Origin of the sequence: Cupriavidus sp. H19C3 (genome assembly GCF_049393815.1) — a bacterium.
GTDB lineage: Bacteria > Pseudomonadota > Gammaproteobacteria > Burkholderiales > Burkholderiaceae > Cupriavidus.
This window is the reverse complement of sequence record NZ_CP184986.1, coordinates 2243179-2267233: the sequence shown is the minus strand read 5'-3', so window position 1 is coordinate 2267233 and position 24055 is coordinate 2243179. Positions and strand designations below refer to the sequence as shown.

Below are 24055 nucleotides of genomic sequence, written 5' to 3'. Positions count from 1 at the left end.
TTCAGTCTCCAGTGGGGGCTACCGTATGGGGGGACGTCGCCAGCGCGTGCTGCCATGCCTGCACCGCGGCATCGGCGAATGCCGCCGATTGTCCCACGTAGTGCGCGGGATCCGACAGCCGGTCGAGCGCGGACGGATCGAGCAGGTTTGCGTGCGCGGGATCTTGCGCCAGCGTATGAGCCAGGGCTTCGCGCAGCGTCGTGCCACGCGCCACCGCGGCGCGCGACGCCTGCTCGACGAGATGATGCGCGGGTAGCCGTCCGATGCGGTCGCCCAGCGCCAGCATGGCGGCCTCGCCGAGAATCAGCCCCTGCGTGAGATCGAGATTGGCGCGCATGCGTGCGGCATCCACCTGCAGGCCCGTCACCACGTCGCGCATCTGGCGCAGCGCACCGGCCGCCAGCGTGACGATCTGCGGCAACGTATCCCATTCGGCTTGCCAGCCGCCGAGCGCACGCTCGTGTTCCTGCACCATGCCGGCGAGCAGCGTCGAGACCAGCGGCGGCACGCGTACGGCGACGGTCAGCACCGCGGCACAGCCGACCGGGTTGCGCTTGTGCGGCATGGTGCTGGAGCCACCGCGGCCGGGGCCGCCCGGCTCCGCGACTTCGGCGACTTCGGTCTGCATCAGCAGTGAGATATCGCGCGCCATCTTGCCCAGCGTGCCGGTCAGCAGGCCGAGCGCGGTTGCCACCTGCGCGAGCCGGTCACGGTGCGTATGCCAGGGCAAGGCCGGGGCCAGCAGCTGTAGTTCCGTGGCCAGTTGCGCGAGCACCTTCGGCGCGGCGGCACCGAGGCTGGCGAGCGTGCCGGCGGCGCCGCCAAGCTGCACGGTGCCGGCCTCGACGCGCGCGCCCTCCAACCGCGGCAGGTCGCGTCGCAGCGCATCGAGCCAGCCCGCGGCCTTGAGGCCGAACGTGGCTGGCAGCGCATGCTGCATCCAGGTGCGCGCCACCATGGGCGTGTCGCGATGGCGTGCGGCCAGCGCCGCGCAGGCGTTGCCGAGGGCGACGAGATCCGCCCGCAGCAGCGGCAGCGCGTCGCGCAGTTGCAGCACCAGCGCGGTATCGATGATGTCCTGGCTGGTGGCGCCCCAGTGCACGAAGCGTCCGGCCTCGGCATCGCGCGCGGTGACCGCGGCGGTCAGCTGCCTGACGAACGGGATGGCGAGATTGCCGGCCGCGACGGCCGCTTGCGCGAGCGCATCGCGATCGATGACGGTGTCATCGGCACAGGTCTCGGTGATGATGCGTGCGGCCTGCGGCGGAATGACGCTGGCATGGGCCTGCGCGCGTGCCAGCGCGGCTTCCACCGCGAGCATGCGCTGCACGGTGCCGGTGTCGGAAAACACCTCGAGCACGGCAGGGCTGCCGAACATCGGGTCGGTCAGGCGGGAGGATGTGGGCATGGCAGAGAGCCGTGGCAGGCCCACGGCGCCCGTGCATGGCTACCGGCCGACAGCAGTCGTCAACTGCCGTGCCTGACAGGTAACGGCGCACGAGCAGGCGCGGGCCTGGCCGGCATTCAGATGTCGAAGAACACGGTTTCGCCGGGACCCTGGAGCACCACGTCGAACCGCAACGCGCCGTTGGCCTGCGTTGCGATCAGGGTGCCACGCCGTTCCGCGGGCACCAATGCCAGCACGCCGTCGGCGGCGTTGGCTGCCGCTTCGTCCGGAAAATACAGCCGTGTGCTGACATGCCTGACAAGGCCGCGTGTAAAGACCGACATGACGATATGCGGAGCCTGCGGCTTGCCGTCCGCGCCCGGCACGGTGCCCGGCTTGACCGTGACGAAGCGGAACGTGCCATCGTCGCCGGTTGGTACGCGGCCAAAGCCGGTAAAGCCCGGCGTCAGCGGCAGCGCTTCGCGCGTGTCGTCGGCGTGGCGATAGCGGCCGGCCGGATTGGCTTGCCAGATTTCGACCATGCCGTCGATGACGGGCGCACCGTTGCCATCGGTCACGCGGCCTTCGATGACGATGCGCTGTGCGGCCAGAGCGGGCGCTTCGGCGGTCAGGTCGGCGCAGTTGAGGCCGGTCAGGCCGATATGCAGGTAGGGACCAACGGTCTGGGATGCGGTGGCGTACAGCATGTCTTACTCCATCGGCGTGGCATCGCGGCCGCGCAGCACGATATCGAAACGATAGCCCAGCGCATATTCGGGCTGCGTGGTTTCCCAGTCGAAGGCGGCCACCAGGCGCTGGCGTGCCTTCTCGTCAGGCGTGCAGTTGTAGATCGGGTCGAACGCGAGCAGCGGATCGCCGGGAAAGTACATCTGCGTGACCAGCCGCGTGGCATACGCGTTGCCGAACAGCGAGAAGTGGATATGTTGCGGACGCCAGGCGTTGTGATGGTTGCGCCAGGGGTAAGCGCCCGGCTTGATGGTCCTGAACTGATAGCGGCCGTTGGCATCGGTGATGGTGCGGCCTTCGCCCGAAAAGTGCGGGTCGAGCGGAGCATCGTGCTGGTCGCGCTTGTGCAGGTAGCGGCCGGCGGCGTTGGCCTGCCACAGTTCGATCAGCGCATGCGGCACCGGGCGGCCGTTCTCGTCGAGTACGCGGCCGGTGACGAGAATGCGTTCGCCGATCGGCGCGCCGCCGTTGCCGGCGGTCAGGTCGTTATCGCCTTCGCGCACGAATTCGGCGCCGAAGGTCGGCCCGGTGACTTCGGAAAGCGACTGGGGAATGCGCACCAGCGGCTGTGCGGGCGCGCGCGTCTGCGTGGAAGCATACGGGTCGAAGCGATAGTCGGGCTGGGTGTCCCAATAGGGGCGCCGATATTGCGCGGGGGCAATGATGCGGGACATGTGGGGTCTCCGGGGGTGGTCTGGTTGCAGCGAAGTTACGTCACTTTAGTGTGGGCAGGAATTCATGTAAATTGAGCTTTCCGGAAATTTCGATGAATTTTAGAAATGGAAAGGTCGCAGGAAGTTTTCCGCAACCGCATTCGCCTGCGTCACCTCTACTGCTTCGTCGCGGTCTCGCAGACGCAGCACGTCGGGCGCGCGGCGGACCGGCTCGGGCTGACCCAGCCCGCCGTGTCCAAGACGCTGAGCGAGCTCGACGAGCTCGCGGGGGCACGCCTGCTGGTGCGCCATCGCTCGGGCACCGAGCTCACCACGGCGGGTACGCGTTTCCTGCGCCACGCGCTGCGCATCCTGGCAGACGTCGATGCCGCGGCCGGCAGCTTGCTCGGCGAGGATGTGCGCACGCAGGAGCGCATTCGCCTGGGTGCGCTGCCGAGCATCGTGCCGGCCCTGCTGACCGACGCGCTGCTGCGTTTTCGCGCCGCGCACCCGGAAGTCGGGGTGGCGGTGCAGACCGGCATGAACCGCAATCTGATCGATCAGCTGAAGGCGAATGTGGTGGACCTCGTGATCGGCCGCATGGACGATCCGGCGGTGATGGAGAGCCTGTGGTTCGAGTCCCTGGGACCCGACCCGCTCGTGCTCGCCGTGCGCATCGACCATCCGTTGACCGCGCAGGCGCGGCCCACCCCGCTTGACTGTCTGGCGTGGCCGCTCGTGATCGCCGCCGTGGGTTCGATCCCGCGTCATAACACCGAAAGCCTGCTCGCGCGTCACGGCCTGCGTCTGCCGGACAACTGCATCGAGACTTCCGACGCGTATCTGGGCCGGCTGCTGGCGCAGCAAAGCGACAGCGTGTGGATGGCGCCGCTCTCCGCCGCCCGACGTGCCGTAGAGGCCGGAGAGCTGGCCGTGCTGCCGGTCGAGACCGCCGGAACCGAGGAACCGGTCGGCCTGCTGCGCCACAAGGACCGTGCGCTCACGCCGATGACGGAAGCGTTGGCGAACTGCATTCGTGGCGCGGCGCATGGCGGCTAGACGGACCGGGTCAGAAGATATGCTTGACGCCGACCATGACGCCGAACTGGTTGCCACCGGGGTTGGTGGCGGTACCGCTCGAGCCACTGTTCACCGATAGCGTCAGGTTGCCGCCATTCGTGATGTAGCCTGCCGTGCCATAGACGGAAGTGCGCTTGGTAAAGGCGTAGGTGCCGCGTGCGGCAAACATCCAGGCCTTGTTGGCGCTGTTGTGGAAGCGCTGGAAAAACGTTTCGCCGTCGACGCTGAACCGACCGGTGACGGGTACCGACGCGCCCACGTAATACAGGTCGCTGATCGGCGTGGCGCTGCCTTCGTTGTCGCGTCGCAGCCAGCCACCACCGATCTTGGTACCGTTGACGAGGAAGTAGCCATTGAGCGAGAGCCGGTCGTCCTTGAGCGAGCTGCTGGTCAGCCCGCCGAACGCGCCGGGGCCGCCGCGCTGCGAATCGTAGGCCGCGGCCACGCTCCACGTGTCGGTGCTGTACTGGAGCAACGCCGACCATTCGCGGCAGGCGCGCTTGTCGGCCGGATTCTCGCCCGCGCAATTGGTGCCCGAGGGGCTGTTGGCGTTGACCGCGTCGCGGCCGAAGCTGTACGTCGCGCCAACGGTCAGGCCACCGAACTTGCCCTTGTAGGCGATGGCATTGTCGGCGCGCGCATTGGGCAGGTAGGCGTCGAACGATCCGGAGCCGAACACGTTGGGCCCGAGCATGTCGGGTTCCAGCATGGCCCAGAACAGCATGGTGTACTGGCGGCCCACGCTTATCTGACCCCAGTTGGCCGACGACAATCCGACCAGTGCCTGGCGCCCGAACATGCGGCCGCCCTGGCCCGCGACGCCGGTATCCGGCGCAAAGCCGGACTCCAGCGTGAAGACCGCCTTGAGGCCGCCGCCGAGATCCTCGGCGCCGCGCAGACCCCAGCGCGACGGCACGGTGCCGGCCAGGTTCGGCATGAAGGTTTCCGAATGCCGCTGCGGGCCGACCCCGTTCACATAGGCGAGGCCGGTATCGACCACGCCGTACAGCGTGACATTGCTCTGGGCATGGGTGACCGCGGGTGCCGCCAGTGCGCACGCGAGCGCGCACACGCCAGGGATCTGGCGAATACTCATGATGCCTCCTCCGATGTTTTTTGTAGGCCGGCTTGGGGAACGGACGCCGGCGGCCGCTGGTATGACGTGCCGCTTCAGTGCGACACGAATGCCTTGCTGTTGTCCGTGCCTGACGGCGCGGTCGATTTCACGCCGAGGTGCTTGATGACGAGCGCGGTCGCTGCCAGGAAAGCCGGGATCGCGAGCAGGCCGAAGATGGCATCGAAGCCCAGTTTCATGCGCAGCAGTTCGGCGCCGAGCAGCGCACCGGTGATGCCGCCGAAGCGGCCGATGCCGAGCATCCATGCCACACCGGTGGCGCGGCCTTGCGTCGGGTAGAACGCCGCAGCCAGCGTTGGCATCGACGACTGCGCGCCGTTCATGGTGGTGCCGGCCATGAAGATCAGCAGCCCGAGCGCGAGCTGGTTGCCGGTGCCGTGGCCGACGGTATAGATCAGCACGCCGGTCAACGCGTAGGCGATCGCCACCACCTTGTTGGGATTGAAGCGATCCATGAACCAGCCCGCGACGATGGTGCCGATGCCGCCACCGAGCGGGAACAGCGCGGTCAGGAACGAGGCGCGCTCGATCGTGAAGCCGGCATCCTTCATCAGCGTCGGCATCCAGCTGGTCAGCAGGTAGAAGATCACCAGGCCCATGAAATAGGTGCACCAGAGCATGACCGAGCCGAGGCGATAGCCGGGCGCGAGCACCGTGCCGACCGGCGAGCGCGTGGCGGGTGCGCGCTCGCTGATGACGTACCTGGACGCCTGCGCCGCGACACCGACGACACGCCGCAAGACCTTGCCGATCTGCGCGGCGGGATAGTTGCGCATCACCATGTAGCGCACCGACTCCGGCAGGAACGCGATCAGCAGGAAGGCCAGCACGATCGGCAGCACGCCGCCGAGCAGCAGCACGCTATGCCAGCCGTAATGCGGAATCAGCGCGGCAGCGATAAAGCCGCCGCATGCCGAGCCGAGCGGAAAGCCGCAGAACATGGTGTTCACGAGCACGGCACGGCGACGTTCGGGCGCGAACTCCGAGGTCAGCGTGATCGCGTTCGGCATGGCGGCGCCCAAGCCGAGGCCGGTCAGGAAGCGCAGCGCGGTCAGCCAGCCGAGCGTCGGCGCAAACGCCGTGGCCAGGCTGCAGATGCCGAAGAAGAAGACGGAGACGATCAGCACGCGCTTGCGGCCGACGCGATCGGCCATCGGGCCGGCAAAGATCGCCCCGAAGGCGAGGCCGAACAGCGCGGCGCTGAGCACGGGGCCCAGCTCCGATTTCTGGATGCCCCACTCCTGCACGAGCGCGGGCGCGATATAGCCGATGGCGGCGGTGTCGAAGCCGTCGACGGCAACGATAAGGAAACAGAGGCAGAGGATCAGCCACTGATACGGCGTAAAGGGTTGGGAATCGATCAGCGCTTGTACGTCGACTACGTCGACGGCGCCGGATTCGTTGTGAGCGTTGGCAAGGGGCACGTTTCTCTCCACGAGAGGGTTTCAGGTGACGCTCGATATGTTCGTGATACGAACTCGCGTTCTTATTGAGAACCGAATAGTAGGAGGCCGGTGGTGGGGGTCGAATTCGGGATAACCCGGTCCATTGCGTGCGTCCGTGCTCCCCGCAGGTGTGCGTGCAAGTCACCAATGCCGCCATGAAATTGCCGGCATCTGCGCGCCGCCCGGCATATTTTCGCGGCGACCCGCACATCCCGGTCATATTGCACTCCCCGCCGCGCGATGCGATACGTCTGAATAGCGAAATTTCATGTATTACGTGCCAAATGTCATGGTTAGGGCGACCCACATCGCCATAGCATTGCTTGGATGGGACAGGTGCGTCCGCGCGGTGTATCGTCTGTCGTCGCCACGTGCATCCCGATGGCCTCTGCCGTCCATCGACCTCATCGCTTCCCTGCCTGCCCGATCGTGTCCATGGTGTATCGCGCATTCCTCATCCTCGAAGCATGGCTCGACCGGATCGATCCCGGCACCCATCGCCGCATCAAGGGGCTGCGCCTGGTCACGGCGTACGGCATTGCCGCCGCGCTCGGGGCACTTCATGACATCCATGTGAGCCTGCCGACAGGCACATCGCTGGTGACGCTGGCCGCCGGCTTCGCGCTCTGGGCCAGTGTTTCGGAAGCGCGCACCGATCGCTACGCGTCGACGCGCGACCTCGCGGCGCTCTGCCTGGCCGCGGCGGCCGGAGCCGCATTCATGGCGGGGCTGTCGCCGCTGCTCGGCCAGCACGGCGGCGGCGAGTGGCTGTTCGTCGTCGGCGCGTTCCTGGTTGGCTATCTCAAGCGCTTCGGCATCCTGGGCGGTGGCGTCGGTTCACAGTTCTACATCGGCCAACTGCTGGCTTACACGAGCAACCTCGGTCCTGCGCACCTGCCGGCCATTGGCATCGCGTTGCTGATTGCCGTCGTGTCCTCGACGGTGCCGCGCATTCTCAGCGGCCCGGCGGAGCGGCCCGCATTGCCGCCGCCGCTCGCGCCGCCGGCACGCCCGCGCTTCGGCACCGCGGAGTTCGTCATGGGCCTGCAGGCGGCGACGGCCTCGCTGCTGGTGGTGGCGCTCAACCATGCGTTTGGCCTGATCGCGTCCGAATGGGGGGTGACCGCTTGCGTCTATGTGGTGGCGGGCACCGCGGCCGGGACGCTGACGCGCGGTCGGCAGCGCATGCTCGGCACGCTGGTCGGTGTGCCGCTCGGCTTGCTCTGCCTGCCGCTGGCCGCCCACGCGCCGCTGCTGATCTGGTGCGCGGCCTCGGTGGCGATGATCATTTATGCGATGGCATTGCCGGAGCGGTATGACGTGGCGTGCGGCGCGTTTGCATTCACGCTGGTGGTGACGCTCGCCGTGGGCGGCGAGCACTCCATTGCGGTGCTGACGGCGCGCATCTGGCAGACCTTGCTGGGCGGTGCGCTCGGGATTGCGGCGGCGCTGCTGCTGTTTCCGTTACGGGCAGCGCCGGCCGAGGTAGCACGCGAGACCAAATCGCTGGATCGCTGAGGCTTCTGGCGCAGGCCAGCGGGAAATCATGTCGCCCGATGTCACTGCACGGGCGTGTAACGCCGTGACATGTCTTTCGGGTTTGGGGATGCCGGACCGGCTCCTATAGTTCGGTCCGTTGCCACGCCACGGTGCGTGCCCCAGACCGAAAGGACCCGACATGAAGCCGCTTACCCTCCTCTCCGCCGCCGCGACGCTGATCATTGCGAGCACGCCCGCCTTTGCCAGCTGGACCAGCCACGGCACTGCCTATACCCCGCATGGCACCTACAACGGCGCACGTTATGCGTCGTGCGGCGGTGGCAGCTGCTCGCATGCCGGCGGCGCGATCGGGCCCTACGGCGGCGTCGGCACCAACACCGGCACGGTGACGCGCACCGCGCCGGGACAGTTTTCCAACAGCGGCACCGCCACCGGCCCGAATGGGCGCCAGGTACAACACGACGGCAGCACCAACTGTGCCAACGGCACCTGCTCGCATAGCGGTGACCTGACCGGTTCCGATGGCCGCTCGGCCACCACCTCGGGCAGCGTGACGCGCGCCGCGCCGGGTCAGTATGCATCGAATGGCACCGTGACCACCGGCAACGGCAACACTTATCAGCACTCGGCCGCGACCAGCTGCGCCGGCAATACCTGCTACCGCGATGGCGCCGTGACCGGCTCGGGCGGAGGTACGGTGGTCCATGGCGGCAGCGCGACCAGCGTGTCCGCCGGCGTGGTAACGACGGGCGGCGCTGCCACCGTGGTGCATACCGGCACGACGGTGACCGCCGGCGTCGCCACGGTCGCGGTTGCCGCGCCCGCGGTAGTGGTGCCGCCGCCTCCGCCGCCGGCCACGCCGTACGTACTGCCACCGGTCACCGTCTACGCCCCCGCCGCGCCGCGGCCGCCGGTCTACGTGGCCCCGCCTCCGCCGAGGGTGGTCTATGTCGCGCCGCCGCCGCCGCGCGCGGTCTACGCCGTGCCGCCGGCGCGCGTGGCGGTATGGGTGCCGGCCCACTGGATCGGTCGGGTCTATGTTCCCGCGCATTGGGCTTGAATTCCGCGCCCTGAATACCGGGCCTGGGACGGCGCGAAACGCTCCCGTGGCCCACCCGCACTTCGATCGTTTCTCTCTACCTTGCCGGCGAGCGTCGGCTACACCACGGAGTTCATCATGAAGCAGATGATTGCAGCACTTTTCTTGTGTATTGTTTCCGCAGGCGCTTTTGCGCAGACCGCGGCGGCAACCGGCGCAACCGGTGCGCCAGGCATGGCCGGCGGCGCGCGGATGGCGCGCGCGGAACAGCAACTGCAGGCGCGCTTTGCCAGTGCGAATACCACGCGCGACGGCAAGCTGACGCGCGCGCAGGCCCAGGCCGGCATGCCTGGAGTCGCGCGGCATTTCGATGAAATCGACACGCAGCGCGCCGGCTATGTCACGCTGCCACAGATCGAGGCGTTCATGGCGAAGCAGATGATGAACCGCTGATGCCGGCCACGGGAGGCGCGCATGGAGCAGAGGAACAAGATAATCGTGCTCGACGACGAAGCCGAACTGCGCAACATGCTGCAGCGGTTCCTCACCGGGCACGGCTTCCAGGTACGTACCGTGGCGGACGGCAGGCAGCTCGACCGCTACCTGCAGCGAGAGCCCTATGATCTGCTCGTACTCGACCTGATGATGGAGCCCGAGGACGGTCTCACGGTATGCCGGCGCCTGCGTGCCGAGGGGCAGACACTGCCGATCCTGATGCTCACGGCCAAGGGCGATCCCGTCGATCGCGTGCTTGGCCTCGAGACCGGCGCCGACGACTATCTCGCCAAGCCGTTCCTGCCCGATGAACTGGTAGCGCGCATCCGTGCGCTGCTGCGGCGGCAGAAAATGGCGGCCGGCGATCCCACCGTCACCACGCAGATGCTGCGCTTTGGCGAGTTCGAATTCGATGTGGGCAAGCAGACCCTGACGCGGCGGGGCGAGCCCGTGGAGATGCATTCGGCGCAGATGCTGTTGTTGCATGCGCTCGGTTCTTCGCCGAACCGTCCCGTCAGCCGCGAGAATCTGCTGGCCCGCGCACGGGGCAAGGAACACGGCGCGCTCGATCGCAGCATCGACGTGCAGATTCTGCGGCTGCGCCAGATCATCGAAGAGGATCCTTCCAAGCCACGCTTCGTCAAGACGGTATGGGGCCAGGGCTACATGCTGGTAGCCGCGGTGGCCACGGCAGGTGCGTGATGGCGCGCCTGCTGCCGCGCTCGCTGCTGGCACGCAACATCGCGCTGCTGGTGGCGCTGGTCGCATTGACGCAGGCCTGTTCGCTGACGGTGTTGCTGCATTACGTGCAGCGGCCCCGCATCGAACGCGCCGCCACCATCTTTGCCGACTACGTGCGGACCCTCGATGCCGTGCTGGGCAGCATGCCGGCCGGCGAAGGGCGCGCCATGGCCGCCAGGCTCGGCGCACAAGCGCAGGCACCTGCCGACACCTTCACGGGGCGCGCGACCAGCTGGCGCAATGCCTTCGGCACCTGGCAGCGCGACGCGTTCCTGCACGCGCTGCGCCAGCAGTTGCCGGCGGAGATGGCGCCGCGCTGGCAGACCACCGATGTCGAGCGTCTATGGATCCACGTCCGCGTGGCCGGCGAGCGGCAGTGGCTGGCGTTGCCGATGACCGCGGACGCGCATGCCACCGGCATTACCACCACGCTGCTGCTGTCGCTTGGGCTGGCACTGCTGGCGGCGCTGACGGGGTTCCTGCTGCAGCGGCACATCAACCGGCCGCTGCAACATCTGGCCAATGCCGCGCGCGATCTCTGCGCCGGACAGTCGCCACCGCCGCTGCCGACCGATGGTCCCACCGAAATCGCCCAGGTCAGCAGCGCCTTCAACCAGATGCTGCGGAGCCTGCAGCAGGCGGAAGCGACACGCGCGCTGATGCTGGCCGGCATCTCACACGATATCCGCACCCCGCTCACCAAGCTGCGGCTGGCCATGGCGATGTCCCTGCCGCGTGGCACCGACGACACCTTCGTGGCGGCGACCGATGGCTATCTCGACCAGATCGACACCATCCTGCAGCAGTTCATGGACTATGCCGGCAGCGGTGAACGCGAGCTGCCACAGCCCGGCGATCTGAATGCCCTGGTGAGTCAGCTGGCCGCCGACTTTGCCGGGCTTGGCCACGAATTCGAACTCGACCTCGGTCCGTTGCCGCCGGTGGCCTTCCGCCCGATCAGCCTGATGCGGCTGCTGATGAACCTGATGCAGAACGCCATCGTCTACGGCAAGACCGGCCTGGCCGTGCGCACCTGGATCGAGGACGGGATGGCCTATGTCGCGGTCGGCGATCGCGGCAACAGCATCCAGGCCGCCGAACTCGAGCAATTGAAAGCGCCGTTCAGCCGCGGCGGCAATGCTCGCGGCCACTCGGGCGGTACGGGCCTGGGCCTGGCCATCGTCGATCGCATCGCGCGGCTGCACGGCGGCTCGCTGCGTTTCCGGCCGCGTGACGGCGGCGGACTGGAAGCGGTGGTGGCACTGCCGGCCCCCGCGCGCGTCGCCACCGCGGGGGCGTGACCGGCAAGGCCGGCCGGGCTGGCCGCCGACCGACCCGCTATCATCGTGGCGAGTCATATCGTTTCGATACATTCCCATCGTGCCCAACATGCCAACCCGCATCAGTGAAGAAATCACCTTTCGCAAGCTCGAGGCGCTGCTCGCCTTTATGGAGACGGGCAACCTGGCCAAGGCCGCCGAGGCACTCGACATCAGTACCGTGAGCGTCCACCGTGCGCTCCATTCGCTCGAGGAGGGCATGCGTTGCGCGCTGTTTCGCCACGAGGGCCGCAATCTGTTGCCGACGGAGGCCGCGCACGTGCTGGCCGACGTGGCGCGCGACGTGCTCAAGACCATGGCCGACGGCATTCGCGTCACGCGCGAGGCGGCGGGATACTCGGCCGACCATCTCAAGATCGGCTCGCTCTATTCGCTGACGATCCGCACGGTGCCGCAGGTGGTCATCGGCATCAAGACGCGGCGTCCCGAGCTGCAGGCGGAGCTGGTGCTGGGCTCCAACGCCGACCTGATCTACAAGCTGCGCCAGGGCGCGATCGATGCGGCGCTGACCGGCATGCCGGAGCCGGACCCGGAAATCGAGTCGATTCCACTGTTCGAGGACGATATCTTCTTTGCCGCCCCGGCCGATTCGGGCTATGCGCGCATGGACGCGGTCGACCTGCGGCTGTGCCGCGACGAGCCCTTTGTCTCGCTCGGCGAGGGCTTTGTGACCTCCAGCGGCTTTATGGAGGCGTTCCGCATCGCGGATTTCACCCCCAATGTGGTGATGAAGGTGGGCGACATCTTCTCGCTGATGAACCTCGTGGGCGGCGGTATCGGCTATACCCTGCTGCCGGGGCGGGTGCGCGACGTGGCCGCGCGTAACGTCGCGCTGATCCCGCTGACGGCGGAATTCGACATGAAGCAGACCATCGGCCTGAGCTTCCTGCGCCGGCGCGAGCGCGACCCCAACCTGCTGGCGCTGGCGGCCGTGTGCCGCATGGCGATGCAGGGGCGCTAGCGCCGCCACGCTTTCAGCCAGCGTAACGATTTGACGCCGTGCGTCATTGTTCGCCTGGCACCGCGTGCGTATGGTTGAGGCATCGACATTTGGAGCATCGACAGCAGCGATGCAGACGGAGAAGCGATGCCAACGCCAAGCTCGAATCGACAATGGGATACCCGCCGCGCGGAGAAGCGCCGCCGGCAGGCGCTAGGAGCCCGCATCGCGGACGGCAAGGTGGTGCCGACCGCCGATATCGTGGCCTTCCTCGAGGCCGTGACGGCGCCGGGCGACCGCGTGGTGCTGGAAGGCAACAACCAGAAGCAGGCCGACTTCCTGTCGCGCTCGCTGGCGGAAGTGGACCCGGCGCGGGTGCACGACCTCCATATGATCATCCCGAGCGTCAGCCGGGTGGAGCACCTCGACCTGTTCGAGCGTGGCATCGCCCGCAAGCTCGACTTTGCCTTTGCCGGCACGCAAAGCCTGCGGATCTCGCAGTTCCTCGAAGACGGCCTGCTCGAGGTCGGCGCGATCCATACCTATATCGAACTGTATTCGCGCCTGTATGTCGACCTGACGCCACAGATGGTGCTGATCGCGGGCTACAAGGCCGATCGCGACGGCAATCTCTACAGCGGTGCGAGTACCGAGGATACCCCTGCGCTGGTCGAGGCGGCCGCGTTCCGCGACGGCATCGTGATCGCGCAGGTCAACGAGATCGTCGACGATCCGGCCGACCTGCCGCGCGTGGACGTGCCCGGCTCCTGGATCGACTACGTGGTGCAGGCCGACAAGCCGTTCTTCTGCGAGCCGCTGTTCACGCGTGACCCCCGCCTGATCAAGCCGGTGCACGTGCTGATGGCGATGATGGCCATCCGTGGCATCTACGAGCGCCACCAGGTGCAATCGCTCAACCATGGCATCGGCTTCAATACCGCGGCCATCGAGCTGATCCTGCCGACCTATGGCGAGAAGCTCGGCCTCAAGGGCAAGATCTGCAAGTACTGGACGCTCAATCCGCATCCGACGCTGATTCCCGCCATCGAGACCGGCTGGGTCGAGAGCGTGCACAGCTTTGGCAGCGAGCTTGGCATGGAGAACTACGTGGCCGCGCGGCCCGACGTGTTCTTTACCGGCGCGGATGGCTCGATGCGCTCCAATCGCGCGTTCTGCCAGCTGGCGGGGCAATACGCGGTGGACCTCTTTATCGGCTCCACGCTGCAGATCGACGGTGACGGTCATTCTTCGACGGTGACGCGCGGGCGTCTGTCCGGGTTTGGCGGCGCGCCCAACATGGGCCATAACCCCGGCGGCCGCCGTCATGCCACGCCCGCGTGGCTGGACCTGATCGAAACCGACGATCCGCTCGCGCGCGGCCGCAAGCTCGTGGTGCAGATGGTGGAGACCTTTCAGGCCGGCGGCAAGCCCACCTTCGTCGAGTCGATGGACGCGGTGCAGGTGGCCAAGGACAGCGGCATGCCGCTGGCGCCGGTGATGATCTACGGCGACGACGTCACACATGTGCTGACCGAGGAAGGCATCGCCTATCTCTACAAGGCGCGCTCGCTCGAGGAGCGGCGCGCGATGATCGCCGCGGTCGCCGGCGTCACGCCGATCGGCCTGCGGCACGATCCCGCCACCACGCGCAAGATGCGCAGCGATGGCCTGATCGCCTTGCCCGAGGACCTCGGCGTGCATCGCGGCGACGCCACGCGCTCGCTGCTGGCGGCCAAGAGCATGGCCGACCTCGTCGAATGGTCGGGCGGTCTCTATGAACCGCCCGCACGCTTCAGGAGCTGGTAATGATGCGCCACGGTAGCCTGCCTCGCGCCAGGCCTGTCGACTGCGCCGGTGCCATCCCCGTGCCGGCTCGCGCGCTGACGATCGGCGATCTCGCGGCACAGGCATTGCATGACGAGGCTACGTTGTCGCCCAAGCCGGGCCTGGTGGATGCGCGCGGCAGCGGTGCCCATACGGATCTGACCCTGGCGCTGATGCAGCTGTCCGCGGCAAGCCTGCGTCCAGCTTTCGCCGCCATGGCCGCGGCAGGGCTCGCGGCAGGTGGCCCGGACCAGGCGTTGCGTGAAACGCTCGGTGCGCTCGGCCGCGACGCCGAGGCGGCGATGCTGCGGGCCACCGGTGGCGTGAATACGCATCGCGGTGCCATCTGGTGCCTGGGTCTGCTGAGTGGCGCGGCCGCATTGGCGGCCCCCGGCACCGATGCCCTGACGCTGGCGCAACTGGCTGGCGCCATTGCGGCGCATCCCGACCGCGCGCGGCCGTCGCAAACCGGTCACAAGGGCGAGATGGCATGCCTGATCTACGGCGTCAGTGGTGCGCGCGGGCAGGCCGAGGCGGGATTTCCGCATGTGGTGCGGCATGGCCTGCCCACCTTGCACGCATGCCGCGCGCGTGGCGATGCCGAACCGAGCGCGCGCGTGAATGCGTTGCTCGCGATCATGGCGACGCTCGACGACACCTGTGTGCTGGCCCGTGCGGGCCGCGAGGGGCTGGCGCAGATGCAGCACGGTGCGGCCGCGGTGCTCGCCGCCGGCGGGGTCGGCACGCTCGGCGGGCGCCGGCGTCTGCGCGCGCTCGAAGCGGGCATGCTGGCACGGCGCGCGTCGCCCGGCGGCGCGGCGGACCTGCTGGCGGCCACCCTGTTTCTTGATCGCCTGCCCGGCCTCGTGGCACGCGCGGACATCCAAGGAGATTGATGATGGAACAACTCCAGTTCGAGTATCCCGCCGGTGAGCCGGCGCCCCGGCGTGTGCTGGTGGGCGTGGTCGGCTCGGGCGATCTCGAGGTACTGATCGAACCCGGCGAGGCGGGCAAGACCTCGATCGACGTGACCACGTCCGTCGACGGCTACCGCAAGGTGTGGGACGCGCAGCTCTCGCGCGTGTTCCGCGCCGAGCCACGGGTGGCGATGCGTATCCGCATCCACGACTTCGGCGCCACGCCGGGCGTGGTCGGCATGCGGCTCGCGGAAGCGTTCGAGGCGCTCGATGCCTCCGGCAAGGAGGCGTCATGAGCCACGACGCATTGTTGTCGCGCGCAAGTTTCGTCGAGCTGGGTGCGCGTGCGCGTGCCCGGGCGCTGCTCGATCCGGGCACGTTCCGCGAGCTGGCCGGCCCGTTCGACGGACTGCGCTCGCCCTGGCTGGAACGGCAGGGCGTGGTGCCGCAGGGCGATGATGGCGTGATCGTGGCCAAGGGCGCCATGGGCGGGCATCCGGTCGTGGTACTGGCCATCGAAGGGGCTTTCCAGGGTGGCAGCCTGGGCGAAGTCGGCGGCGCCAAGCTGGCCGGCGCGCTGGAACTCGCGGCCGAGGACAATCGCCAGGGCATCGATACCCGCGCGGTCATCCTGTTCGAGACCGGCGGCGTGCGGCTGCAGGAAGCCAATCTTGGCCTCGCCGCCATCGCCGAGATTCATGCCGCGATCGTGGATCTGCGCCGTTACCAGCCGGTGATCGGTGTGATCGCCGGAACCGTGGGATGCTTTGGCGGGATGTCGATTGCCGCGGGCCTGTGCAGTGCCCTGGTGATGACGCGCGAAGGCCGTCTCGGGCTCAATGGACCCGCCGTGATCGAACAGGAAGCGGGCATCGCAGAGTACGACTCGCGCGACCGGCCGTTTATCTGGAGCTTTACCGGCGGCGAGCAACGACTCGCAACGGGCCTGGCCGACCGTTATGTGGACGACGACAGCGACGCGGTTCGCGCCACGGTGGCGGAGCTGGTCGCGCAACCGGTACCCGCCGACGTGCGCAGCACGCGGCCGGACGACTATTTGCGCCGGCTTTCCGATTTCGATCCGACTTCGCAGCCGGCGCCGCAAACCGTGCGCAAGCTGTATGCACAGGGAGGACAGTCATGAACCATGCTTCGGACACTGCCACCGCGACGGGGCTGGCGACGACGGCAACGACGGCGGCAACGACGGCGGCGAGCCGCGGCGAGACCTGGCTGGCGGCGTTGACCGCGGGCGCCGCGCGTCAGCGTGGGTATCCGCCTTCGGTTCAGGTTGCCGATGCCGAACTGGCCGGCGCACCGGCGCGCTTTATTGCCGTGGTGCCCGACCCCGCCAGCGGCTATCCGCGTGCGCGCCATGGCGAAGTCGGCCTGCTGGAGGGCTGGTCGCTGGCGCGCGCGGTACGCGAGGTCATCGAGGCCGACCGCACCGCGCAGGTCAAACGGCCGATCGTGGCGGTGGTCGATACGCCGAGCCAGGCCTATGGCCGGCGCGAGGAAGCGTTCGGTATTCACCAGTCGCTCGCGAGCGCGGCGGATGCCTACGCCACTGCGCGGCTGCTTGGCCATCCGGTGATCGCGCTGCTGGTGGGCAAGGCCATGTCCGGCGCCTTCCTTGCGCATGGCTACCAGGCCAATCGCCTGCTCGCGCTCTCCGACCCTGGCGTGCAGGTGCACGCCATGGGCAAGGAAGCCGCGGCGCGTATCACGCAGCGTAGCGTGGAGGCCCTCGAGGCATTTGCCGCCACGGTGCCGCCGATGGCCTACGACATCGACAACTATGCATCGCTCGGCCTGCTGTGGAAGACCATTGGGGTCACGCAGGCCACTGCGCCGGGCGCGCAGGACCTCGCCGCGGTCCGCGAGGCGCTGGCGGCGGCATTGCGCGATATTGCCGCCGACCCGCGGCGCGACCTGCGCGGCCGGCTGGGCGGCGAGAACCGTCAGGCATCGTCACAGGTGCGCGCATGTCTGGCCAGCCAGTGGCACGGTTGACACCATGCTCGCGTCCGTGGGTGCGCCCCTGTCGTCGCCGGCACCTGCCGTGGCTGCCGGTGCGCCACGATCGGCGCTGCCGGCAGAACCGGCGGCCCTCCCCACGCTACGGCCGCATGATCTGATCTGGCTCGACGATCCGCACGCATTTGCCGCGCAGGCGGGGCTGCCGGGATGGGCCGATGCGGCCTGGCTCGCGCGTGCGCCGGTGGTGGTGCGGCGCGATCGCCGCGGCGCGGACGAGATCCCGGTGGGACTGCGCGGCACCACGCGCGCGCAGCGTCATGGCACGTGGTTGCCGGCGGCGCAGTGCGCGCGCGTGATCACGCCGGAAGCGGTGGCGCGGCAGGGGCGGTGGCGGCGTCATCGCCGGCGCGGCGAACTGCCGGCGTTGCAGGCGCTGGCCCGTCTCGCCGCTCGGCTGGACGGCAGCGGCTGGGAGTGGGGCGTGACCGGTGCGGTCGGCTTCAGCCTTGCCTCCGGCATCGATGTCATGCACGCCGGCAGCGATATCGATCTGTTGATCACGGCGCCGCTCACGCTTTCCGATGGCGACGAGTGCTGGTTGGGGGCGCTCGCTGCCGTGGCCGGGGATGTGCGTCTCGATATCCAGATTGCCACGCCGTGCGGGGCCTTTGCGCTGGCCGAACGGTTGCGCACCGGCGGCCGCGTGCTGCTCAGAACCGATCGCGGACCGCGGCTCTGCGACGATCCGTGGTGCCCGGCGTGACCACGCTGCTGACCTTTCCGGGGCAGGGCGCGCAGCGGCCGGGCATGCTGCATGCGCTGCCCGATCATGCAGCCGTGCGACGTACGCTCGACCAGACCTCGACGGTGCTGGGCGAGGATGTGCTGGCGCTCGACGACGCGCACCGCCTCGCCTCGACCGTGTCGGTGCAGTTATGCCTGCTGGCCGCCGGCACGGCGATGGCGCGCTGCCTGCTGGAAGAGGGCGCGCACGCGGATGCCGTGGCCGGTCTCTCGATCGGCGCGTTTCCGGCAGCGGTGGTGGCGGGCGTGCTCGATTACGCCGATGCCGTGCGGCTGGTCGCGCTGCGTGGGCGCCTGATGGAAGAGGCCTATCCCGAGGGCCATGGCATGACTGCGATCCTTGGCCTCGAGCAGGCGGCGCTCGAGCGCGTGGTCGCGCAGGTGCATGACGCGGGCGCGCCGGTCTACCTGGCCAATCTGAACGCACCCACACAGTTCGTGGTCGCCGGCGCCTTGCCGGCGCTGGCACGTGTGGGCGCGCTTGCCTTGGAGGTGGGCGCGCATGGGGCCAGACCGGTCGCCATTGCGGTGCCGTCGCATTGTCCATTGCTGGCTCCGCAGGCGGAGGCGTTGCGCGCGGCGTTTGCCGGGGTCGCGCTGCGCCGGCCGGCATTGCAGTATTTCAGCGCCAGCGCGGCGCGGCAGCTGCGCGATCCCGCGCGCATCGGGGCCGATCTCGCGGGCAACATGGCGACGCCGGTGCGCTGGCACGAGACCATGCAGCTGGCGCGCGAGACCGGCGTGGCGCTGGCGGTCGAGGTGCCGCCCGGCAACGTTCTGACGCGGCTGGCGGCCGGGATGTTCGACGAAGCGGTGGCGTGCGCGGACATGCGCCGCGATAGCGTGATGCTGCTGATGGCGCGCTATCGGGGGCGCGATGACTGACCGCGCGGCCGACACCTTCCTGGCATGGCGTCCGGCTCATCCCCCGGCATCGATTACCGCATCGCCTCTTCCTGCCACCGCTTCTTGTCCCGCAGCGGAGGCGCGCCGTACTGGCGGCTGTACTCGCGGCTGAACTGCGAGGTGCTTTCGTAACCCACCGTGTGCGCCGCCATGGCGACCGTGACATCGCCGGCCAGCATCAGCCGGCGCGCCTCCTGCAGGCGCAACTGTTTCTGATACTGCAGGGGCGACATCGCCGTGACCTCCTTGAAATGGAAGTGCAGCGACGACGGGCTCATATGCAGGTCGCGCGCAAGGGCCTCCACGCGCAGCGGCTGTGCAAAGCGCTCGCGCAGGATGCGGATGGCGCGTGCGATGCGATGCATCTGACTGTCCTTGAGCGCGGTCTGGCGCAGCAGCGTGCCCTGTCCGTTCATCAGCAGCCGGTAGAGCAGCTCGCGCCGCACCAGCGGGGCCAGGATCGGAATATCGCGCGGCGTTTCCAGCAGTCGCAGCAGCCGCAGCACCACATCGAGCAGCGTGGCGTCGAGCCGCTGCACGTACATACCGCGTGTGGCATCCATCGGCGCGGGCGGCGGCAGGTGCTCGTCGCCGATCAGGGCGCCGATTTCCTCGGGGTCGAGCTCCAGTCGCATGCCGAGATACGGTTGCGAGGCACTGAACAGCGAGACCTTGGATACCACCGGCAGATCGACCGACGACACCAGGTAGTGCATCGGGTCGTATTCGTACACCTCGTTGCCAATCAACAGGCGCTTGGCGCCTTGCGCGATCACCGCGAACGCCGACTGCTGCAGCACGTGCTGGGGTCCGCCAGGACGGGTGACGCGATGGATCCATAAGCCGGGCACCGGGGTCTCGAGCGCGCCCTCCGCCGCCCCGGTCAGGCGGGTCAGCAGGGCGACCAGTTCCGCGCGTGCCAGATCCTCCATGCCGGGGCCGGGGGCGGCGACGGTCGTCGCGGCGGGCAGGGCCGTGGCAGCGGGTCGTTGCGGCGCGCCTGGCGTGGCGAGGGACGGGGCGAGGCTGGTGGCGGCGGGCGCGGAGACGGACATGGCAACGCGGGGGACGGGATGGACTGCATGCAGGTTATACCGGAAACCAGGATTGCCCAATCCTCCAGCGACGGGTCTGGAGAATCGTGCAAAAAGACAATAGGATCCGGCACCTCACGCGAGGGGCGGCTTCGCATAATGCATACCCTGCTGCCCCGGCACTTCCGGCCGATGGCAGCCCGAACGCAAAGGGGAATCGAATCATGCGTTACAACGCCCTCGGAAATACCGGCCTGCTGGTGTCGGAACTGTGCCTCGGCACCATGACGTTTGGCGGCAGCGGCGCCGTCTGGAGCCAGATCGGCACGCTGCAGCAGGCCGATGTCGACCAGATCGTGGCGAGTGCGCTGGAAGCCGGCATCAATTTCATCGACACCGCCAATGTCTACTCGGACGGACAGTCGGAGATCATGGTCGGACAGGCGCTCAGGAACCTCAATGTGCCGCGCGAGAACGTGATCGTGGCCACCAAGGGCTTTGGCGAGTCCGGTACGCGCAGCATCAATTCGCGCGGGCTGACGCGCCATCATTTGCTGGATGCCGCCAGGGCCAGCCTTGCCCGGATGCAGCTCGACCATATCGACCTGTACCAGCTGCACGGCTTCGATCCTGCCACGCCGATGGAGGAAACGCTCGAGGCGCTCGACCTGCTCGTGCGCCAGGGCCTGGTGCGGTATGTGGGCGTGTCGAACTGGGCCGCCTGGCAGATCGTAAAGGCGCTCGGCATCGCGGAGCGGCGTCATCTGCCGCGCTTTGCCTCGCTGCAGGCGTACTACACGCTTGCGGGCCGCGACGTCGAGCGCGAGATCTTGCCGATGTTGCACAGCGAGGGCCTTGGCCTGATGGTGTGGAGCCCGCTGGCCGGTGGCCTGCTCAGCGGCAAGTTCGGGCGCGATCGCGAGAACGAGGCGGGTAGCCGTCGCACCACCTTCGACTTTCCGCCGGTGAACGTCGAGCGCGCCTACAACGCGATCGACGCCATGCGCGAGCTGGCACAGGCGCGCCGCGTGTCGGTGGCGCAGATCGCGCTGGCGTGGCTGCTGCACCAGAAGCCGGTGACGTCGGTCATCATCGGTGTCAAACGCATGGAGCAGCTGGCCGACAACATTGCCGCCACCAAGGTACGCCTGAGCGGTGAGGAGCTGGCGCTGCTGGACAAGGTGAGCGCGCTGCCGCCCGAGTATCCGGGCTGGATGCTGGCGTACCAGGGTGAGCGCCGACGCCAGCAGCTTGCCGCGTTCGAGGACAGGTAGCCGGTAGCGCGCACGGCGTGCGCGCGCGGCGCGGAAAGACCCTACCAGCAATGCAGGCCCGAACCCGCTAAGATGGGCGCCTTGATTTTAAAGGTCGTCCATCATGTCTCAATCCATCAAGATCGATGTCGTGTCCGACGTGGCATGCCCATGGTGTGCGGTCGGGCTGGCATCGCTGCAACGTGCGCTGGAACGCATCGGTGACGAGGTGTCCGCCACGATCGAACTGCATCCGTTCGAACTCAACCCGCAGATGGGCCCGGAAGGCGAGGCCATCGTCGAGCATATCGGCCGCAAATACGGCCGCACGCCCGAGCAGGTTGCCGAGTCGCAGGCCATGATCCGCGAACGTGGCGCCAGCGTCGGCTTTGCCTTTGGCCAGCGTACGCGCATCTACAACACCTTCGATGCGCATCGGCTGTTGCACTGGGCACGCCTGGAAGGACGCCAGATGCCGCTCAAGATGGCGCTGCTGCGTGCCTACCACGGCGAAGGCAAGGACACGGCAAGCCACGCCGTCCTGCTGGACGCGGCCGAAGCCGCCGGCCTCGACCGCGCCCGCGCGCGCGAGGTGCTGGAGCAGGGCACGTATGCCGACGAAGTGCGCGCCGAGGAAGAGAAATACCAGCGCATGGGCATCCAGTCGGTCCCGTCGCTGATCTTCAACGACCGCTACCTGATCACCGGCGGCCAGCCCGCGGAAGCCTTCGAACAGGCCATCCGCGAAATCGTCGCGGAGAGTGCGAAGTAACAAGGATCGGGACGCACACATCGCGGGACGCGGGCGTTGCCGGATACAATCCGGCACCACATTCTTTTCGCTGCCCCATGTCTGAGTCCACCCGGGCCTTCCTGCTAGGTCCGTTGCTGAAGGGCGTTTCGCGGTCCTTCTACCTGACGATGAGCATCCTGCCGCCCGGCATGCGCGATCCCATCGGGTTGGCCTACCTGCTGGCGCGGGCGGCCGATACGATCGCGGATACGTCGCTGATCACGCCGGCGCGGCGGCTGGCCTTGTTGCTGGGCTTGCGCGAGGAGGTGCTCGGCGCACCGGCGGCGCCCGCTGGTGGTACGCGCGAGGTTCTGCTGCGCCAGCTGTCGGCGGAGGTTGCCACGCAACAGACCCAGTCCGACGAGGCGACCCTGCTCGAGTCGCTGGGGCCGGCGCTCGATATCCTCGCGCGGCTCAGCAGTCCGGACCGGCAGGCCGTGCGTGAAATCGTTACCACGCTGACCACCGGCATGGAGTTCGACCTGAGGACCTTCCCGGACGAGCAGTCGGGCGAGATCGTCGCGCTGCGCGAGCTCGAGGAACTCGATCGCTATACCTACCTGGTGGCCGGTTGCGTGGGCGAATTCTGGACCACGATGACCTATGCCCATCTGCCCGGCACGGTACGCGAGTTGCCCGAGGTCATGCTCGCGCGCGGGGTGCGCTTCGGCAAGGCGCTGCAGATGACCAATGTGCTGCGCGACTGCGGCAAGGACCTGCGCATCGGCCGTTGCTATCTGCCGCTGGAACTGCTGACGCCGCTCGGTTTGACGCCGCAGGACCTGCTCGTGCCCGGCGCCTCGCCGCGTGCGCGGCCGCTGCTGAACGCGCTGCTGCGCGTCACGCTCGATCACTATCGCGAGGCAATCGCTTATACGCTGGCGATTCCGCGCGGCGCCATCCGTCTGCGGCTGGCGTGCCTGTGGCCGATCTTCATCGGGCTGGAAACGCTGGTCCTGCTGACCCGCAATCCGTCGTGGCTGGATCCGCTGCACGTGTCGAAGATCCGGCGCAACGATGTGTATCGCATCCTGGCCTACTCGCTGACCACCGTGAGCTGGGACGCGCGCATTCGCGGCTGGGCGGAGCGGCTGATCGGCGAAATCGAGGCGAGCCTGGGCAACTGAGCGGGACGGGCGGTCGGCGCGTGCCACCCGCCCGTCGATGGGCCGATACGTCAATGCGGTCGCCGCCGTCCACCGCGCAGCGCCGTCAGCGCGGATCGGCATCGAGCCGAACGATCCAGCCCTCGGTGGCGCGGCTGTGCGCCGGATAGCGGCGCAGCACATCGGGGTCGTGCCCGGGCACCACATGGTGTGCGGAGTCGGCCAGGCCGTGCACGATCTGGTAACCCTCGAGCATGTCACCCACGTTGTAGACGGCGGGGAACGGCCGCTTCTGCTCCATATTGGCGTAGAGGTGCGATGCATCCGAAGCCAGCACGACCCAGCCGCGCTCGGTATGCACGCGCACCACCTGCAGGCCGTTGGTGTGACCGCCTACGAGGTGCAGGCTGATGCCGGGGGTCAGCGTCGAGGTGCCATCGTGAAATTCCACGCGACCGTCGAACACGCGGCCGACCATCGATTGCACATCGGCGGCCTCGAACGGGTGGTTCAGCACGGCATGGCACATGCAGCGCCCGGTGCAGTACGCCAGCTCGCGGTCCTGGACGTGATACCGGGCCCTGGGAAACAGCTCGCGATTGCCGGCGTGGTCGTAATGCATATGGGTGACGATAATGTCCTCCACCGCCTGCGGGCGAATGCCGAGCGCGGCCAGTCCTTCTTCCACGGCATGCGTGGTGGTGCGGCCACGCTTGTTGCCGCCTTCACGGTCGAAGCCGGTGTCGACCAGGAAGGTGCGCTCCTCGCCGACGATCGCCCACACGAAGTAATCGAGCGGCATGTTGACGTCATGGGGATCGCCACCGATAAAGTTATCGCGCGCGGGCCGATCATGGTGCGCGTACTTGATGGCGTAGATCTTGTAGTTTTCCGGGCTGCGCGTCATTTTGGCGGTCTCCTGTCATGACTATGAGA

At 68.0% G+C, this 24055-nt stretch carries 24 protein-coding genes; 17 read left to right on the top strand and 7 right to left on the bottom strand.

The annotated features are described in order from the left end of the window. Nucleotide 1: 1 nt before the first annotated feature. From DFLDMN_RS29625 to pcaH, 3 genes are all read right to left on the bottom strand, one after another. The gene (locus DFLDMN_RS29625) at nt 2-1408 is read right to left on the bottom strand and encodes a 3-carboxy-cis,cis-muconate cycloisomerase (protein ID WP_423199308.1); all 1407 of its coding nucleotides are present in this window, start codon (nt 1406-1408) and stop codon (nt 2-4) included. 116 nt (nt 1409-1524) lie between these two features. Continuing rightward, a complete protein-coding gene (pcaG, locus tag DFLDMN_RS29620) occupies nt 1525-2094 on the bottom strand; it encodes a protocatechuate 3,4-dioxygenase subunit alpha (protein WP_423199307.1) in 570 nt (189 codons plus the stop codon). Between the two features lie 3 nt (nt 2095-2097). Then, entirely contained in the window at nt 2098-2808 is a 711-nt protein-coding gene (pcaH, locus tag DFLDMN_RS29615; RefSeq protein ID WP_423199306.1) for a protocatechuate 3,4-dioxygenase subunit beta, read from the bottom strand. Between the two features lie 105 nt (nt 2809-2913). On the opposite strand from pcaH, the gene DFLDMN_RS29610 reads away from it, so the two are divergent. Next, a complete protein-coding gene (locus DFLDMN_RS29610; protein ID WP_423199305.1) occupies nt 2914-3846 on the top strand; it encodes a LysR substrate-binding domain-containing protein in 933 nt (310 codons plus the stop codon). A gap of 10 nt (nt 3847-3856) precedes the next feature. Here DFLDMN_RS29610 and DFLDMN_RS29605 read toward each other — a convergent pair whose 3' ends face one another. Then, nucleotides 3857-4963, bottom strand: a complete 1107-nt coding sequence (locus tag DFLDMN_RS29605; RefSeq protein ID WP_423199304.1) for a porin — start codon at nt 4961-4963, stop codon at nt 3857-3859. A 74-nt stretch (nt 4964-5037) separates the two neighbouring features. Then, complete coding sequence (locus tag DFLDMN_RS29600) at nt 5038-6426, bottom strand: MFS transporter (RefSeq protein ID WP_423199303.1); 1389 nt, start codon at nt 6424-6426, stop codon at nt 5038-5040. 456 nt (nt 6427-6882) lie between these two features. Between DFLDMN_RS29600 and DFLDMN_RS29595 the strand changes: the two genes are divergently transcribed. From DFLDMN_RS29595 to mdcH, 13 genes are all read left to right on the top strand, one after another. Next, complete coding sequence (locus tag DFLDMN_RS29595) at nt 6883-7965, top strand: FUSC family protein (RefSeq protein ID WP_423199302.1); 1083 nt, start codon at nt 6883-6885, stop codon at nt 7963-7965. Nucleotides 7966-8125: 160 nt separating this feature from the next. After that, a complete protein-coding gene (locus DFLDMN_RS29590; RefSeq protein ID WP_423199301.1) occupies nt 8126-9007 on the top strand; it encodes a hypothetical protein in 882 nt (293 codons plus the stop codon). 117 nt (nt 9008-9124) lie between these two features. After that, the gene (locus tag DFLDMN_RS29585; protein WP_423199300.1) at nt 9125-9439 is read left to right on the top strand and encodes an EF-hand domain-containing protein; all 315 of its coding nucleotides are present in this window, start codon (nt 9125-9127) and stop codon (nt 9437-9439) included. A 21-nt stretch (nt 9440-9460) separates the two neighbouring features. Continuing rightward, nucleotides 9461-10183, top strand: a complete 723-nt coding sequence (locus tag DFLDMN_RS29580; protein WP_423199299.1) for a response regulator — start codon at nt 9461-9463, stop codon at nt 10181-10183. Beyond that, the gene (locus DFLDMN_RS29575; RefSeq protein ID WP_423199298.1) at nt 10183-11523 is read left to right on the top strand and encodes an ATP-binding protein; all 1341 of its coding nucleotides are present in this window, start codon (nt 10183-10185) and stop codon (nt 11521-11523) included. Before DFLDMN_RS29580 ends, DFLDMN_RS29575 begins: the two co-directional genes overlap by 1 nt. Nucleotides 11524-11611: 88 nt before the next feature. Beyond that, the gene (locus DFLDMN_RS29570; RefSeq protein WP_423199297.1) at nt 11612-12523 is read left to right on the top strand and encodes a LysR family transcriptional regulator; all 912 of its coding nucleotides are present in this window, start codon (nt 11612-11614) and stop codon (nt 12521-12523) included. 126 nt (nt 12524-12649) lie between these two features. Continuing rightward, nucleotides 12650-14308 carry a malonate decarboxylase subunit alpha gene (gene mdcA, locus DFLDMN_RS29565; RefSeq protein ID WP_423199296.1) on the top strand — a complete coding sequence of 553 codons (1659 nt, stop codon included), beginning with the start codon at nt 12650-12652 and terminating at the stop codon, nt 14306-14308. Continuing rightward, the gene (locus tag DFLDMN_RS29560) at nt 14308-15222 is read left to right on the top strand and encodes a triphosphoribosyl-dephospho-CoA synthase (protein WP_423199295.1); all 915 of its coding nucleotides are present in this window, start codon (nt 14308-14310) and stop codon (nt 15220-15222) included. The genes mdcA and DFLDMN_RS29560 overlap by 1 nt, the downstream gene beginning before the upstream one ends. A gap of 2 nt (nt 15223-15224) precedes the next feature. Then, nucleotides 15225-15539 (top strand): malonate decarboxylase subunit delta, encoded by a 315-nt coding sequence (locus DFLDMN_RS29555; protein WP_423200613.1) that lies wholly within the window; start codon nt 15225-15227, stop codon nt 15537-15539. Further along, nucleotides 15536-16387, top strand: coding sequence for a biotin-independent malonate decarboxylase subunit beta (locus DFLDMN_RS29550; RefSeq protein ID WP_423199294.1), 852 nt, complete (start codon nt 15536-15538; stop codon nt 16385-16387). Before DFLDMN_RS29555 ends, DFLDMN_RS29550 begins: the two co-directional genes overlap by 4 nt. Then, entirely contained in the window at nt 16384-17256 is an 873-nt protein-coding gene (gene mdcE / locus DFLDMN_RS29545) for a biotin-independent malonate decarboxylase subunit gamma (RefSeq protein WP_423199293.1), read from the top strand. The genes DFLDMN_RS29550 and mdcE overlap by 4 nt, the downstream gene beginning before the upstream one ends. Before the next feature lie 4 nt (nt 17257-17260). Further along, nucleotides 17261-17986, top strand: a complete 726-nt coding sequence (locus tag DFLDMN_RS29540) for a malonate decarboxylase holo-ACP synthase (protein WP_423199292.1) — start codon at nt 17261-17263, stop codon at nt 17984-17986. Next, nucleotides 17983-18912, top strand: coding sequence for a malonate decarboxylase subunit epsilon (gene mdcH, locus DFLDMN_RS29535; RefSeq protein ID WP_423199291.1), 930 nt, complete (start codon nt 17983-17985; stop codon nt 18910-18912). The genes DFLDMN_RS29540 and mdcH overlap by 4 nt, the downstream gene beginning before the upstream one ends. 53 nt (nt 18913-18965) lie before the next feature. Here the strand turns inward: mdcH and DFLDMN_RS29530 are convergent, their stop codons facing one another. Then, nucleotides 18966-19865, bottom strand: coding sequence for an AraC family transcriptional regulator N-terminal domain-containing protein (locus tag DFLDMN_RS29530; RefSeq protein ID WP_423200612.1), 900 nt, complete (start codon nt 19863-19865; stop codon nt 18966-18968). A 326-nt stretch (nt 19866-20191) separates the two neighbouring features. On the opposite strand from DFLDMN_RS29530, the gene DFLDMN_RS29525 reads away from it, so the two are divergent. The 3 genes from DFLDMN_RS29525 to DFLDMN_RS29515 all read left to right on the top strand — a co-directional run bounded on the left by DFLDMN_RS29525 (nt 20192) and on the right by DFLDMN_RS29515 (nt 23140). Then, a complete protein-coding gene (locus tag DFLDMN_RS29525) occupies nt 20192-21241 on the top strand; it encodes an aldo/keto reductase (RefSeq protein WP_423199290.1) in 1050 nt (349 codons plus the stop codon). 103 nt (nt 21242-21344) lie between these two features. After that, on the top strand, nt 21345-21992 hold the full coding sequence (locus DFLDMN_RS29520; RefSeq protein ID WP_423199289.1) for a DsbA family oxidoreductase: 648 nt from the start codon (nt 21345-21347) through the stop codon (nt 21990-21992). A gap of 77 nt (nt 21993-22069) precedes the next feature. Then, complete coding sequence (locus DFLDMN_RS29515; protein ID WP_423199288.1) at nt 22070-23140, top strand: phytoene/squalene synthase family protein; 1071 nt, start codon at nt 22070-22072, stop codon at nt 23138-23140. A gap of 85 nt (nt 23141-23225) precedes the next feature. On the opposite strand, the gene DFLDMN_RS29510 is transcribed toward DFLDMN_RS29515, so the two are convergent. Beyond that, the gene (locus DFLDMN_RS29510; protein WP_423199287.1) at nt 23226-24026 is read right to left on the bottom strand and encodes an N-acyl homoserine lactonase family protein; all 801 of its coding nucleotides are present in this window, start codon (nt 24024-24026) and stop codon (nt 23226-23228) included. Nucleotides 24027-24055: the final 29 nt, after the last annotated feature.

Excerpts from the sequence above, each read along its gene's own strand:
- DFLDMN_RS29625 (WP_423199308.1), bottom strand. The coding sequence starts at position 1,408 with ATGCCCACATCCTCCCGCCTGACCGACCCGATGTTCGGCAGCCCTGCC.
- pcaG (WP_423199307.1), bottom strand. The coding sequence starts at position 2,094 with ATGCTGTACGCCACCGCATCCCAGACCGTTGGTCCCTACCTGCATATC.
- pcaH (WP_423199306.1), bottom strand. The coding sequence starts at position 2,808 with ATGTCCCGCATCATTGCCCCCGCGCAATATCGGCGCCCCTATTGGGAC.
- DFLDMN_RS29610 (WP_423199305.1), top strand. The coding sequence starts at position 2,914 with ATGGAAAGGTCGCAGGAAGTTTTCCGCAACCGCATTCGCCTGCGTCAC.
- DFLDMN_RS29605 (WP_423199304.1), bottom strand. The coding sequence starts at position 4,963 with ATGAGTATTCGCCAGATCCCTGGCGTGTGCGCGCTCGCGTGCGCACTG.
- DFLDMN_RS29595 (WP_423199302.1), top strand. The coding sequence starts at position 6,883 with ATGGTGTATCGCGCATTCCTCATCCTCGAAGCATGGCTCGACCGGATC.
- DFLDMN_RS29590 (WP_423199301.1), top strand. The coding sequence starts at position 8,126 with ATGAAGCCGCTTACCCTCCTCTCCGCCGCCGCGACGCTGATCATTGCG.
- DFLDMN_RS29585 (WP_423199300.1), top strand. The coding sequence starts at position 9,125 with ATGAAGCAGATGATTGCAGCACTTTTCTTGTGTATTGTTTCCGCAGGC.
- DFLDMN_RS29580 (WP_423199299.1), top strand. The coding sequence starts at position 9,461 with ATGGAGCAGAGGAACAAGATAATCGTGCTCGACGACGAAGCCGAACTG.
- DFLDMN_RS29575 (WP_423199298.1), top strand. The coding sequence starts at position 10,183 with ATGGCGCGCCTGCTGCCGCGCTCGCTGCTGGCACGCAACATCGCGCTG.
- DFLDMN_RS29570 (WP_423199297.1), top strand. The coding sequence starts at position 11,612 with ATGCCAACCCGCATCAGTGAAGAAATCACCTTTCGCAAGCTCGAGGCG.
- mdcA (WP_423199296.1), top strand. The coding sequence starts at position 12,650 with ATGCCAACGCCAAGCTCGAATCGACAATGGGATACCCGCCGCGCGGAG.
- DFLDMN_RS29560 (WP_423199295.1), top strand. The coding sequence starts at position 14,308 with ATGATGCGCCACGGTAGCCTGCCTCGCGCCAGGCCTGTCGACTGCGCC.
- DFLDMN_RS29555 (WP_423200613.1), top strand. The coding sequence starts at position 15,225 with ATGGAACAACTCCAGTTCGAGTATCCCGCCGGTGAGCCGGCGCCCCGG.
- DFLDMN_RS29550 (WP_423199294.1), top strand. The coding sequence starts at position 15,536 with ATGAGCCACGACGCATTGTTGTCGCGCGCAAGTTTCGTCGAGCTGGGT.
- mdcE (WP_423199293.1), top strand. The coding sequence starts at position 16,384 with ATGAACCATGCTTCGGACACTGCCACCGCGACGGGGCTGGCGACGACG.
- DFLDMN_RS29540 (WP_423199292.1), top strand. The coding sequence starts at position 17,261 with ATGCTCGCGTCCGTGGGTGCGCCCCTGTCGTCGCCGGCACCTGCCGTG.
- DFLDMN_RS29530 (WP_423200612.1), bottom strand. The coding sequence starts at position 19,865 with ATGGAGGATCTGGCACGCGCGGAACTGGTCGCCCTGCTGACCCGCCTG.
- DFLDMN_RS29525 (WP_423199290.1), top strand. The coding sequence starts at position 20,192 with ATGCGTTACAACGCCCTCGGAAATACCGGCCTGCTGGTGTCGGAACTG.
- DFLDMN_RS29520 (WP_423199289.1), top strand. The coding sequence starts at position 21,345 with ATGTCTCAATCCATCAAGATCGATGTCGTGTCCGACGTGGCATGCCCA.
- DFLDMN_RS29515 (WP_423199288.1), top strand. The coding sequence starts at position 22,070 with ATGTCTGAGTCCACCCGGGCCTTCCTGCTAGGTCCGTTGCTGAAGGGC.
- DFLDMN_RS29510 (WP_423199287.1), bottom strand. The coding sequence starts at position 24,026 with ATGACGCGCAGCCCGGAAAACTACAAGATCTACGCCATCAAGTACGCG.